Genomic DNA, 12,812 nt, shown 5'->3' with positions numbered 1-12,812 from the left:
ACCGACCGCCCGGCCAACCGCGTCGTCCACGCTACGGTCGACCTCTATACGGCCTGACGCCCGCCGCTCTCGTTTATCCCCCGGGGTAACCTAGGCCCCCCGTCCATCCGTAAGGATGGGCGGGGCGACGTCGTGAGCCCAGATTGGTGAGGTGATCCCATGGACCAGGCGCCAGGCGGTCCGCAGCAGCCGGGGGACGCCCACGGCCTGCGCAGTTGCTACCGCCACCCCGGCCGCGAGACGGGCATCACGTGCACCCGTTGCGAGCGGCCGATCTGCACGGACTGCATGGTCGACGCGTCCGTCGGCTTCCACTGCCCGGAGTGCGTCCGCACCGGTTCCGGTACCGGTCACCATCCGAACGCGAACCGGCCGCGGACCATCGCCGGTGGTGCGATCGCCGCCGATCCACGACTGATGACCAAGATCATCCTCGCCCTCAACATCGCCATGTTCGGCCTGGCGCTCGGGCTAGAGGACCAGTTCGTCAACCGGTTCACGATGATCGGTTACGCGTACGATCCGCGCCTCGCGGAGGTCGTGGGCGTCGCGGACGGCGAGTGGTACCGCCTGGCCACGGCGATGTTCCTCCATGAGGAGGTGTGGCACATCTTCTTCAACATGCTGCTGCTGTGGTGGCTGGGCGGTCCGCTGGAGGAGGCGCTCGGGCGGGTGCGCTACCTCGCGCTCTACCTGATCTCCGGCCTGGCAGGCAGCGCCCTCACCTATCTGATCGAGATGCCGGCGCAGGGATCGCTGGGCGCCTCCGGCGCGATCTACGGCCTGCTCGGCGCAACCGTGGTGCTGATGCGCAGGCTGCGGCAGGACCTGCGTCCGATCATGGTGCTCATCGCGATCAACCTGGTCATCACGTTCCTCTGGGCGGGCATCGCCTGGCAGGCGCACATCGGCGGCCTGATCGCCGGAGTCGTGATCGCGTACGGCCTGGTGCACGCCCCGCAGGGGAAGCGCCGCGGCGCCGTCCAGTTCGCCGTCTGCGCGGCGGTCGTGCTCCTCAGTGTCGTCGCTGTCGTGGCCAGGACCGCCGCCATCACATGACCTGACAGCAACGGGAGTGGAGCTTTCCCCAGAGTTGTCCACAGCGTGTGGCGGATCTTGTGCATCGTGTGTGGAACAAGCGTGCCCCTTGCCTCTGACCTGGGTTTTTCCAGGAGGAGCAAGGGGCTGATCGCTTCACTGGCCTGACAGGCGCAGTCACATCGGCGTCAACGGGCCGAGAGTTATCCACAGATCTTCTGACCTTTTCCCCGGCCTGTGGAAAACGGTGTGGACAACTGGGGACCCGGTCTGTGTGCCCGGCTGCGGAGCAGCTACTTCCACTGGGTCGAGACGCCGAACCCCGCGGCGATGAACCCGAAGCCGGCGACGATGTTCCAGTTGCCGAAGCTCTTGATCGGCAGGCTGCCCTCGGTCACGTAGAACAGGACGATCCAGGCGAGCCCGATCAGGAACAGGGCGAGCATCACCGGCGCGACCCAGCTGCGGTTGGTGAGCTTTATCGTCGCCGCCTGCTTCGCGGCCGGAGGCGGCGTGAAGTCGGCCTTCTTGCGGATACGTGACTTCGGCACGAGGGACTCTCCTGTCGATGCGCTGCGTTACCGCGCAGGGAACTGTGGCTGGCGCCGGGGCCGGAGCCAGGGGGGCCACTGCCGCCCCCGGGCGTCCGTTAGCGTAGTGCTTCCGCGGCGTCGAAGGAGATAAGGGTACGTTGAGCAATTCCGCCGACTCCCCGCAAGGCCCCGTTCGCCGCTCCAAGTGGCGACCGGTCCGGCTGCTGACAGCTGCCGTTTTCGCCCTCGCGGGACTGATCTTCGTGACCAGCTTCAACACCGCCAAGGGTACGGACCTGCGCACGGACGACTCCCTGCTGAGGCTCTCCGACCTGATCAAGCAGCGCAGCGAGAAGAACGGCGACCTCGAGGAGTCCACCTCGGCCGTGCGCGGCGACGTGGACGCCCTCGCACAACGCGACGACGGCTCCACGGAGGCCGAGGATGCGAAGCTGGCGGCGCTGGAGAAAACGGCGGGTACCGAGCCCCTCAAAGGCAGCGCCCTGACCGTCACCCTCGACGACGCCCCGCCGGACGCCCGTGCCGCGCCCGGCTACCCCGAGCCGCAGGCCAACGATCTGGTCATCCACCAGCAGGACCTTCAGGCCGTCGTCAACGCCCTGTGGCAGGGCGGCGCCAAGGGTATCCGCGTCATGGACCAGCGGCTGATCTCCACCAGCGCCGTGCGCTGCGTGGGCAACACCCTGATCCTCCAGGGCCGGGTCTACTCACCGCCCTACAAGATCACCGCTGTCGGTGACCAGGACGTGCTCAAGAAGGCGCTCGCCGACTCTCCCGCGATCCAGAACTACCAGCTGTACGTGGAGGCCTACGGCCTCGGCTGGAAGGTCGACGAGAACGAGACCGTGACTCTCCCCGGCTACTCCGGCACAGTGGATCTGCACTACGCGAAACCCGTCGGGTAAGCCTTCCTTCGGCGCTTGGGGGAGCCGGTGTCGATATCGGTGCGTGCGCTCGTGAGGACCTTCAGTGAGCTGTGCATCACCATCGGCGCCTTGATCGTGCTATTCGTCGTCCACCTGCTGTTCTGGACCGGGATCGAGGCCGACAGGGCCACGGCCGGCGAGATCGGCAGACTGCGGGCCGACTGGGCGGCGAAGGCGCCCGAGCCCCACGGTGCCCCCGCACCCCGCCCCACGACCGCGGCGTACGAGCCGGGTGAGCCCTTCGCGGTCATGTACATCCCCCGGTTCGGCAAGAACTGGGACCGGCCCGTCCTCGAGGGCACGGAGCCGGGAGTGCTCAAGAAGGGGCTCGGACACTACGCCTCCACGGGCACGCTCGGAGCCACGGGCAACTTCGCGGTCGCGGGCCACCGCCGAACGCACGGAGACCCGTTCAAGGACTTTCCGGAGCTGCGTCCCGGCGACCAGGTGGTGCTCACCGACGGTACGACCTGGTTCACCTACCGCATCGCGAACAGGCCCCATCGGACCGTCCCCGGGGACATCGGCGTGATCGAACCGGTGCCCCGCCCGTTGAGGCGGGAGGCGGCCCCCTTCGGCGAGCCGGGGCGATATCTGACACTCACCACCTGCGAGCCGGAGTGGGGCAGCAGCCACCGTCTCGTCGTCTGGGCGCACCTCGATGCGACCCACCCTGTGACCGACGGCAAACCACCGGCTTTGCGCAGCTGACCCACAGGCCTCCGCGGCCCTTTAGTCTGGTGCCGTACCGAACGGAAAGGGACGGCATGTACGGCTGGATCTGGCGGCATCTGCCGGGCAACGCGTGGGTGCGGGCGGCCCTCTCGCTCGTGCTCGTCCTGGCGGTCGTCTACGTGCTGTTCCAGTACGTCTTCCCGTGGGCCGAACCGTTGCTTCCGTTCGGCGACGTGACGGTCGACGGAGAGGGAGCAGCCCGGTGAGCGCGCGCATTCTCGTCGTCGACAACTACGACAGCTTCGTCTTCAACCTCGTCCAGTACCTGTACCAGCTCGGCGCGGAGTGCGAGGTCGTGCGCAACGACGAGGTCGCCCTCGAGCACGCGCAGGACGGTTTCGACGGCGTGCTGCTGTCACCCGGTCCCGGCGCTCCCGAAGAGGCCGGCGTGTGCATCGACATGGTGCGGCACTGCGCGGCCACGGGTGTGCCCGTGTTCGGCGTGTGCCTGGGCATGCAGTCGATGGCCGTCGCGTACGGCGGGGTGGTGGACCGTGCCCCGGAGCTGCTGCACGGCAAGACCTCGCCGGTCACGCACGAGGGCACGGGCGTCTTCACGGGCCTGCCGTCGCCCTTCATCGCGACCCGCTACCACTCGCTGGCCGCGGAGCCGGCGCGGTTCCCGGCCGAGCTGGAAGTGACGGCCCGTACGGCGGACGGCATCATCATGGGGCTGCGCCACCGTGAACTGCCGGTCGAGGGCGTGCAGTTCCACCCGGAGTCGGTTCTCACCGAGCACGGCCATCGGATGCTCGCCAACTGGCTGGAGCAGTGCGGCGACGCCGGGGCGGTCGGGCGTTCGGCGGGACTCGCACCGGTGGTGGGCAAGGCTCTGGCGTGAGCGCCGTGCGCCCCGGGCACGAGCACGAATACGAGTACGAGGGCCGGTACGGGTACGGCCCCGAGGGGCAGAGCGAGCCCGCGTACGACCCGTTGACGGATCCTGTCCCTCCCGGCCGGCAGGGCTCCCCGTGGTTCCGGGCGACGAACATCCCACCGACAGCGGACGACGCGGCGCAGGACTTCGGCACCTCCGACATGGCGGCACCGGCCGGGCCACAGCGGCAGGAGCCGGAGACGCAGGAGTGGCCGGCGCTCCAACAGCCCCTGAGCGCCACGCAGGAGCCTCTGCACGACTGGTACGCGTCCGGGGACGCGGCGGACCCTGTCACGGCGTCCTTGCCGGCACAGGGGCCCCCGCCGGGCCAGGAACAACGGCGAACTCCCGTCTCGGACCCGATTCTTGTGCCCGACGACGAGACGGTGGCCCTGCGCACGTCCGACACCCGCCGTGCGGCGGAGACACCACCGGGTCCGGGGCGGGCCGAGCGGCGCCGCGCCGCCAAGAACCGCGGTCGCAGGCGGGCCACAGCCGCCCCGGCCGCGGCACCGGCGGCCGGGGAGCCGGGGAAGCCGCTGTCCCGTGTCGAGACCCGGCGCGCGGCGCGTGCCGCGAAGGACAGTCCGGCGGTCATCGCGAGCCGTGCCATCGGTGAACTGTTCATCACCTTCGGTGTGTTGATGCTGCTGTTCGTCACCTACCAGCTGTGGTGGACGAACGTGCTCGCCGGACAACAGGCCGACAAGGCGGCGAACAAGATCCAGGACGACTGGGCGAACGGCCGCAAGCCCGACGCGTTCGAGCCGGGTCAGGGATTCGCCATCATGTACATCCCCAAGCTGGATGTCGTCGTGCCGATCGCGGAGGGCATCGACAAGCAGAGCGTGCTGGACCGGGGCATGGTCGGCCACTACGGCGAGGGAAAGCTCAAGACGGCGATGCCCGAGGACAAGCAGGGCAACTTCGCCGTCGCGGGCCACCGCAACACCCACGGCGAACCGTTCCGGTACATCAACCGCCTCGAGCGCGGAGATCCGATCGTCGTCGAGACGCAGGACACGTACTACACGTACGAGATGGCGAACATCCTTCCGCAGACCTCGCCGTCGAACGTGAGCGTGATCAGCCCTGTACCGGAGCAGTCCGGGTTCAAGGAGCCCGGCCGTTACATCACATTGACGACCTGCACCCCCGAATTCACGAGTACATATCGAATGATCGTGTGGGGCAAGATGGTCGAGGAACGGCCGCGCAGCAAGGGCAAGCCCGACGCGCTCGTCGGCTGAGACACCTCAAGACAGGGAACAGGTGCAGTGGCACGTGCACGAGGCCGGATCGCCGGCGCCATCAGCGTCTTCGGAGAGCTGCTGATCACCGCGGGTGTGGTGCTGGGGCTCTTCGTCGTCTACTCGCTGTGGTGGACCAACGTCCTGGCCGACCGTGAGTCGTCCAGGCAGGGCGACCGGATCCGGGACGACTGGGCGAACAGCGGCCCGGGCGCGCTGGACACCAAGGACGGCATCGGCTTCCTCCACGTACCCGCGATGGGCGACGACGAGGTCCTGGTGAAGAAGGGCACGAACACCAAGGAACTCAACAACGGCATCGCCGGCTACTACACCGAGCCGATCAAGTCGGCCCTCCCGTGGGACGACAAGGGCAACTTCACGCTGGCCGCGCACAGGGACGGGCACGGAGCCAAGTTCCACAACATCCACAAGATCAAGAACGGTGATCCGGTCGTCTTCGAGACCAAGGACACCTGGTACGTCTACAAGGTCTACAAGACGCTGCCGAAGACGTCGAAGTACAACGTGGAAGTGCTGCAGCCGGTCCCGAAGGAGTCCGGGAAGACCGAGCCGGGCCGGTACATCACGCTGACGACGTGCACGCCGATCTACACCTCGGACTACCGGTACATCGTGTGGGGCGAACTGGAGCGTACGGAGAAGGTCGACGCGAAGCGCACACCGCCGGCGGAGCTGCGCTGACTTCCCACCGCCCCGGACACGGGTGAGCCCCGGCACCTCGAAGGTGCCGGGGCTCGCTGCTTGCCGTTCGCGGAGGCGGGCGTCAGTCGTCGCCGCTGATTCCGCCGAAGAAGCCGCCGCCGTCGTTGCCGCCGTTACCGTTGCCGCCGTTGCCGCCGTCACCACCGATCGTCGTGAGGACGATCGGGGTGGTGGCCGGGTCCGCGGGAGTGCCAGGGGGAGGGTTGGAACCGGTGACGATGGCGTTGTCGTCCCCCGGATTGCCCGGAGCGACCTGGACGTTGGTGAATCCGGCCTGGGCAAGGATCTGCTTCGCCTCACCGACCCGCTTGCCAAGGATCTGGGCAGGGACCGGGACCTGGGTCTGGGCCGGGCCCTTGGAGACCTGGAGCGTGACCTTGCTGCCCTTGGCGACCTTGCCGGGCTGCGGGTCCTGGGCGACGACCTGGTTGGCCGGCTTGTCCGAGTCGACGTCGACCCTCACGACCTCGAACCCGAGCAGCTCGAGCTGGTTCTTCGCCGGTTCGAACTGCTGGTCGACGACGTTGGGCAGATCCCGCTTGGCCTGCTTGGCGACGGTCAGCGTCACCGTCGCGCCGGTCTCGGCCATGGAGCGGCCTTCGGGGGTCTGCTCGAGGACCGTGCCGGGGTCCTCGTCCGCGGACTCGACCTCCTTGGTCTCGACCTTGAACTTCTCGGCCTCGAGGATCTCCCTCGCGGACTCGACGTCCTTGTCCACGACGTCCGGCACCTTGACCTTGGGGGCGCCCTCGGAGACGACGACCTGGATCGTCTCGCCCTCGTTCATCTTCCCCGGGGGAGCCGGGTCCTGGGAGCAGATGCTGCCCTTCGGCTGCTCGCACCGTGCGGTGCTGGCCTGTGAGACCTCCACCTTGGAGTTCTCCGCCGCTCTCTGGGCGTCGGCCGTCGAAAGACCCACCAGCCGCGGCACGTCCACCTCGCCGCCGCCGTCCGTGCTGCCGAAGAGGGACTTGCCGATCAGCACCGCGCCGACCAGCACCAGGATGCCCGCGAGCACCAGCAGGATCGTCGAGGTGTTGGACTTCTTCTGGCGCCGGCGGTCCGGACGGTCGTCGTAGGCGCCGAAGCCGCCGTCGTCCGGGTTCATGGGCGGCAGCATCGACGTCTGGCCGGCCGGGTCTGCCTGACGCAGGGCCGTGGTCTGCTGGTCGTCCCCGTAACCGCCGCCGTAGCCGACCGCACCCATCGCGGCCGTGGCCGCGACCGGCTGGCCGTCGAGGCACGCCTCGATGTCCGCGCGCATCTCGTCCGCGGACTGGTAGCGGTAGTCCGGGTCCTTGACGAGCGCCTTCAACACGATCGCGTCCATCTCGGGCGTGATCTCGGGGTCGAAGTTGCTCGGCGGCTGCGGCTCCTCCCGAACGTGCTGGTAGGCCACCGCCACCGGGGAGTCGCCCACGAAGGGGGGACGCACGGTGAGGAGCTCGTAGAGCAGGCAGCCGGTGGAGTAGAGGTCCGACCGGGCGTCGACCTGCTCGCCCTTGGCCTGCTCCGGGGAGAGGTACTGGGCGGTGCCGATGACGGCGGCCGTCTGCGTCATGGTCATACCGGAGTCGCCCATGGCCCGGGCGATGCCGAAGTCCATGACCTTGACCTGCCCGGTGCGCGTCAGCATGACGTTGGCCGGCTTGATGTCGCGGTGGACGATCCCGGCGCGGTGCGAGTACTCCAGCGCCTGGAGGATGCCCACGGTCATCTCGAGCGTGCGTTCCGGCAGCAGCTTGCGGCCGGAGTGAAGCAGCTCACGCAGCGTGGAGCCGTCGACGTACTCCATGACGATGTACGGGATCGAGACCCCGGACCCGCCGGCGGCGCCGTCGTACACCATGTCCTCGCCGGTGTCGTAGACAGCGACGATCGCGGGGTGGTTGAGCGAGGCGGCAGACTGGGCCTCACGGCGGAACCGGGCCTGGAAGGACGGGTCGCGGGCGAGGTCGGCCCGCAGCGTCTTCACGGCGACAGTGCGGCCGAGCCGGGTGTCGTGGGCGAGGTAGACCTCGGCCATGCCACCACGGCCGAGCACCGAGCCCAGTTCATACCGGCCGCCGAGGCGACGCGGCTCTTCCATAACTGTTCCAGCCCTCTCCGTCAGTCCCGACCGCACCCGTGTGTGGTCCTCCGGTGTGCTGTTTCGCGCAAAGGCTACCGGGCACGCCGTACTTGATCCGCCCGCAATCGGCAGCTGATACCCGACCGGTATCGCAATGTGCAGGTATGGAGGCCGGGAGTGATCCTCGTCACTGCCTGTCGCCCAGCACCGCCTGCATCACGGCCTTGGCGATCGGGGCGGCGAGGCCGCCGCCCGAGATGTCGTCACGGCGGGCGTTGCTGTCCTCGACGACCACCGCGACGGCGACCGGCGAGCCGTTGTCCGTCTTGGCGTACGAGATGAACCAGGCGTACGGGTTCTTGCTGTTGTTCTCACCGTGCTGCGCAGTACCGGTCTTTCCGCCGACCTTCACGCCGTCGATGGCGGCGTTGCCGCCGGTGCCGTTCTCGACGACGTTCTCCATCATCTGCTGGAGCAGCTGGGCGTTCTCCGCGGAGATCGGCCGGCTCATCTCCTCAGGGTCGTTCTGCTGGATGACGTCCAGGTCGGGGGAGACCAGCTTGTCGACCATGTACGGCTTCATCAGCCTGCCGTCGTTGGCGATCGCCGCGGTGACCATCGCCATCTGGAGCGGGGTGGCGGCGGTGTTGAACTGGCCGATGGAGGACTGCGCGTTGCCGTCCCGGCTCATCTTCTTGTCGTAGACGGAGGCGGCGGCACGGATCGGGGTGTCGATCTCCGTGTTGTTGAAGCCGAACCTCTCCGCCATCTCGACCATCTTGTCGCGGCTCACGTCGTCGCCCAGCTTGGCGAAGACGGAGTTGCAGGAGACCTCCATGGCCCTGTTCAGGGTGGCGTTCTCGCAGCCACTGGCGTGGTTGATCATCGGGGTGCGGGTGCCGGGAAGGATGTACGGCTCAGGGGTTTCCGTGGGCGCGTTGATGTCCTTGACCGCACCGTATTCGAGTGCGGCGGCGGCCGTGAGCACCTTGAACGTGGAGCCCGGAGGGTACGTCTCGCGCAGCGCGCGGTTGAGCATCGGCTTGTCGGGGTCGTTGGTCAGCGCGGTCCACGCCTTCCCGTCCTTCTCCAGACGGCCGGCGAAGGAGGAGGGGTCGTACGAAGGGGTGGAGGCGAGGGCGAGGATCTTGCCGGTCTTCGGGTCGATCGCCGCGACGGCGCCCTTCTTGTCGCCGAGCCCCTTGTAGGCCGCTTCCTGAGCCTTGCCGCTGAGGGTGGTGACGGCGTTGCCGCCCTTCTTCTTGTCGCCGGTGAACATCGCCATCGTGCGGTCGAAGAAGAGCTGGTCCGAATTGCCGCTGAGGATGCCGTCCTCGAGCTTCTCGAGCTGATTGGCGCCGAAGACCTGTGAGGCGTAACCGGTCACGGGAGCCCACATGGGCCCGTTGGTGTAGGTCCGCTTGTACTTGTAGTAGTTGTCGTCCGTCTCGACGGAGCCGGTGATCGACTTGCCGTCGACGATGATGTTGCCGCGTTCGTGCGCGTAACGCTCGATCTCGACGCGCTTGTTGTACTTGTTCGCGTTGAGCTCGTCGGCGCGGACGTACTGGAGCCAGTTGTCCCGGATCATCAGGGCGAGGACCAGGATTCCGCAGAAGATCGCGATCCGGCGCAGAGGCTTGTTCACGGTCGGACCACCTGGGTCATCTCGGCGTCAGGGGACGGTGCGGGGGACGGCGCGGGGCGGCGCGCGGTGTCGCTGATACGGATCAGGATGCCGATCAGCGCCCAGTTGGCGATCACGGAAGAACCACCGGCCGCGAGGAACGGCATCGTCATACCGGTCAGCGGGATGAGGCCCATCACACCGCCCGCGACGACGAAGACCTGGAGCGCGAACGCGCCGGAGAGGCCGATCGCGAAGAGCTTTCCGAAGGGGTCGCGCGCGGCGAGGGCGGTGCGGACACCACGCTCGATGATGAGTCCGTACAGCAGCAGGAACGCCATCACGCCCGCCAGGCCGAGCTCTTCGCCGACGGTGGCGAAGATGAAGTCGGAGTTGGCGGCGAAGGCGATCAGGTCGGAGTTGCCCTGTCCCCAGCCGGTACCCAGCGTTCCGCCGGCGCCGAACGACATCAGCACCTGGGTCATCTGGTCACAGGCGTTCAGCATGTTCGAGCCTTCGGGAGCCGACTCCAGGCATCCGAACGGGTCGAGCCACGCTGCCACACGGGACTGGACATGGCTGGCGAACGAAGAGACGACGACAGCTCCGCCCGCGGACATCAGCAGACCCATGACGATCCAGCTGGTCCGCTCGGTGGCGACGTACAGCATGATCACGAACATGCCGAAGAACAGCAGCGAGGTGCCGAGGTCGTTCTCGAAGACCAGGATGAGCAGGCTCATCGCCCAGATCGTGAGGATCGGTCCGAGGTCACGACCGCGAGGCAGGTAGAGCCCCATGAACCGGCGGCTGGCGAGGGCGAGCGCGTCACGCTTCACCATCAGGTAGCCGGAGAAGAACACCGCGATCACGATCTTCGCGAACTCACCGGGCTGGATGGAGAAGCCGCCCACCCGGATCCAGATCTTGGCGCCGAAGACGTCCGCACCGAGCCCCGGGACGAGCGGCAGCAGCAACAGGACGATGGAGACCGCCATCGAGATGTACGTGAAGCGCTGGAGGACCCGGTGGTCCTTCATGACCAGCAGCACACCGACGAACAGCGCGATGCCGAGCGCCGAGTACATCAGCTGGTTGGTGGCCTGCGGGGCGAAGTCGCTGCGGGCGAGCAGCCGGGGAGACTGGTCCAGCCGCCAGATGAGCACCAGGCCGAGACCGTTCAGCAGTGTCGCCAGCGGCAGCATCAGCGGATCGGCGTACCTGGCGAACCGGCGCACCACGAGGTGGGCCACGCCCGCGAGCAGGCCGAGGCCGAGGCCGTAACCGAGGACGCCCGCCGGCAGTTCGCCGTCGAGGGCGAGGCCGACGTTGATGTAGGCGAACACCGGGATGGCGACGGCGAAGCCGAGCAGCATCAGCTCGGTGTTCCGCCGGCTCGGTGCGTCGATCGCGCCGATCGTGGTCGTGTTGGTGACAACGCTCATGGTGGAGAAGGCCCCCTACGGACGATTACTGCTTGCCGCAGTTCGAGGCCAGCTTCTGCTCCTCCTCCGAGAGGGTGGGACCCGGGGAGGGAGAGGCTGCGGTCGGCTTGGTCTTTGCGCCCTGGGTGGTGGGCGTTCCGGCGGTGCCGCCGGCCTCGCCCTCGCCCGGAGGCGGGGTGCTCGCGCGATCGGCCGCCTCGCGGCGCTCCTCGTTCTTCTTGCAGGCGCCTGCCTGCTTGGCGAGCTCGTCGATCTTCGCGCGGGCCGTGACGAGGCTGTCCTCGGTGATCGTCGCTTCGACCTGCTTGCGCTGGTAGGGCGGTAGGTACTTGAGTTCGATCTCGGGGTGGTCCTTCTCGACCTCCGAGAGCGACAGCCAGGCGAGATCCTGGCTGATGCCGCGGTACAGGGCCACGTGCTCGCCCTTGGTGCCGACGTAGTACTGGGTCTGGGTCCAGCGGTAGCCGCCGTACAGACCGCCGCCGACGACCGCCAGGGCGAGGACGATGTACAGCGAGCGCTTCAGCCACTTGCGTCCGCCGCGCTTGACGAAGTCGTCGTCCGTGTAGGCGCCGAAGGTGCCCTCGGGGGGCATGCCGCCATAGCCGCCGTCGCCGGATCCGGGCGGGCCGAAACTCCCGCCGGGGGCCTCCGGTGCCGAGGGACGTCCCAGACCGGCGGCACGGCCGGCCGGAGTCTGCATGGCGCCGCCGTCGTTCAGCTGGTGCTGGTTCTCGGCGACCGCGCCGACGACGACGGGGGTGTCGCTCAGCTGTCCGGCCAGGGTGTCGCCCGAGTCGGTGTCCAGGACGTCGGCGACGATGCAGGTGATGTTGTCGGGACCGCCGCCGCGCAGGGCGAGCTGGATCAGGTCCTGGACCGTCTCCTGCGGACCCTGGTAGCTGGCGAGCGTCTCCTCCATGGTCTGGTGGGAGACGACGCCGGACAGCCCGTCGGAGCAGATCAGATAGCGGTCACCGGCGCGGACCTCGCGGATGGAGAGGTCGGGTTCCACATGGTCGCCACTGCCGAGCGCCCGCATCAGCAGAGAGCGCTGCGGGTGGGTGGTGGCTTCCTCTTCGGTGATCCGGCCCTCGTCCACGAGCCGCTGCACCCAGGTGTGGTCCTGTGTGATCTGAGTGAGCACGCCGTCGCGCAGAAGGTACGCGCGGGAGTCGCCGACGTGGACGAGGCCGAGACGCTGGCCGGTCCACAGCAGGGCGGTGAGCGTGGTGCCCATGCCCTCGAGCTGCGGGTCCTCCTCGACCATCATCCGGAGCTGGTCGTTGGCACGCTGAACGGCGGTGCCGAGCGAGGTGAGGATGTCGGAGCCGGGCACGTCGTCGTCGAGGGTGACGAGCGTGGAGATGACCTCGGAGGAGGCGACCTCGCCGGCCGCCTGGCCACCCATGCCGTCGGCGATGGCCAGCAGCCGGGGGCCGGCGTAACCGGAGTCCTCGTTGCCCTCGCGGATCATGCCTTTGTGCGATCCGGCGGCGAAACGCAGAGAAAGACTCATGCGCACCTCACCCGTCGGCTCGCCGGTCGACTGTCGCGCCAGCC

At 68.1% G+C, this 12,812-nt stretch carries 12 protein-coding genes; 7 read left to right on the top strand and 5 right to left on the bottom strand.

Annotated features, from left to right (window positions below):
- Positions 1–159: 159 nt before the first annotated feature.
- Complete coding sequence (locus ACWGH4_RS05535; protein ID WP_453455919.1) at positions 160–1,059, top strand: rhomboid family intramembrane serine protease; 900 nt, start codon at positions 160–162, stop codon at positions 1,057–1,059.
- Between the two features lie 272 nt (positions 1,060–1,331).
- On the opposite strand, the gene crgA is transcribed toward ACWGH4_RS05535, so the two are convergent.
- Complete coding sequence (crgA, locus tag ACWGH4_RS05530) at positions 1,332–1,589, bottom strand: cell division protein CrgA (RefSeq protein WP_441263362.1); 258 nt, start codon at positions 1,587–1,589, stop codon at positions 1,332–1,334.
- Positions 1,590–1,729: 140 nt separating this feature from the next.
- Between crgA and ACWGH4_RS05525 the strand changes: the two genes are divergently transcribed.
- From ACWGH4_RS05525 to ACWGH4_RS05500, 6 genes are read left to right on the top strand one after another with little or no spacing between them, the layout of a single operon-like run.
- The gene (locus ACWGH4_RS05525; protein ID WP_441263363.1) at positions 1,730–2,497 is read left to right on the top strand and encodes a DUF881 domain-containing protein; all 768 of its coding nucleotides are present in this window, start codon (positions 1,730–1,732) and stop codon (positions 2,495–2,497) included.
- Between the two features lie 33 nt (positions 2,498–2,530).
- The gene (locus ACWGH4_RS05520) at positions 2,531–3,229 is read left to right on the top strand and encodes a class E sortase (RefSeq protein ID WP_453455928.1); all 699 of its coding nucleotides are present in this window, start codon (positions 2,531–2,533) and stop codon (positions 3,227–3,229) included.
- A 56-nt stretch (positions 3,230–3,285) separates the two neighbouring features.
- Entirely contained in the window at positions 3,286–3,459 is a 174-nt protein-coding gene (locus ACWGH4_RS05515; protein WP_159689746.1) for a hypothetical protein, read from the top strand.
- Positions 3,456–4,094: an aminodeoxychorismate/anthranilate synthase component II gene (locus tag ACWGH4_RS05510; RefSeq protein WP_441263364.1), complete on the top strand. Its 639-nt coding sequence runs from the start codon at positions 3,456–3,458 to the stop codon at positions 4,092–4,094. The genes ACWGH4_RS05515 and ACWGH4_RS05510 overlap by 4 nt, the downstream gene beginning before the upstream one ends.
- A complete protein-coding gene (locus ACWGH4_RS05505; RefSeq protein ID WP_453455914.1) occupies positions 4,091–5,380 on the top strand; it encodes a class E sortase in 1,290 nt (429 codons plus the stop codon). The genes ACWGH4_RS05510 and ACWGH4_RS05505 overlap by 4 nt, the downstream gene beginning before the upstream one ends.
- Before the next feature lie 27 nt (positions 5,381–5,407).
- Positions 5,408–6,085: a class E sortase gene (locus tag ACWGH4_RS05500; RefSeq protein WP_453455911.1), complete on the top strand. Its 678-nt coding sequence runs from the start codon at positions 5,408–5,410 to the stop codon at positions 6,083–6,085.
- A gap of 82 nt (positions 6,086–6,167) precedes the next feature.
- Here the strand turns inward: ACWGH4_RS05500 and pknB are convergent, their stop codons facing one another.
- The 4 genes from pknB to ACWGH4_RS05480 form a co-directional block, all read right to left on the bottom strand.
- Complete coding sequence (pknB, locus tag ACWGH4_RS05495) at positions 6,168–8,195, bottom strand: Stk1 family PASTA domain-containing Ser/Thr kinase (protein ID WP_453455908.1); 2,028 nt, start codon at positions 8,193–8,195, stop codon at positions 6,168–6,170.
- A gap of 169 nt (positions 8,196–8,364) precedes the next feature.
- Complete coding sequence (locus ACWGH4_RS05490; RefSeq protein WP_453455905.1) at positions 8,365–9,825, bottom strand: peptidoglycan D,D-transpeptidase FtsI family protein; 1,461 nt, start codon at positions 9,823–9,825, stop codon at positions 8,365–8,367.
- Complete coding sequence (locus ACWGH4_RS05485; RefSeq protein WP_441263368.1) at positions 9,822–11,249, bottom strand: FtsW/RodA/SpoVE family cell cycle protein; 1,428 nt, start codon at positions 11,247–11,249, stop codon at positions 9,822–9,824. Before ACWGH4_RS05485 ends, ACWGH4_RS05490 begins: the two co-directional genes overlap by 4 nt.
- 25 nt (positions 11,250–11,274) lie before the next feature.
- Positions 11,275–12,768: a Stp1/IreP family PP2C-type Ser/Thr phosphatase gene (locus tag ACWGH4_RS05480; protein WP_453455900.1), complete on the bottom strand. Its 1,494-nt coding sequence runs from the start codon at positions 12,766–12,768 to the stop codon at positions 11,275–11,277.
- Positions 12,769–12,812 lie beyond the last annotated feature (44 nt).

The sequence above is a fragment of the Streptomyces sp. NPDC054847 genome (genome assembly GCF_053610925.1).
The sequence above is the reverse complement of the archived record's forward strand: the minus strand, read 5'-3'. Positions and strand labels throughout refer to the sequence as shown.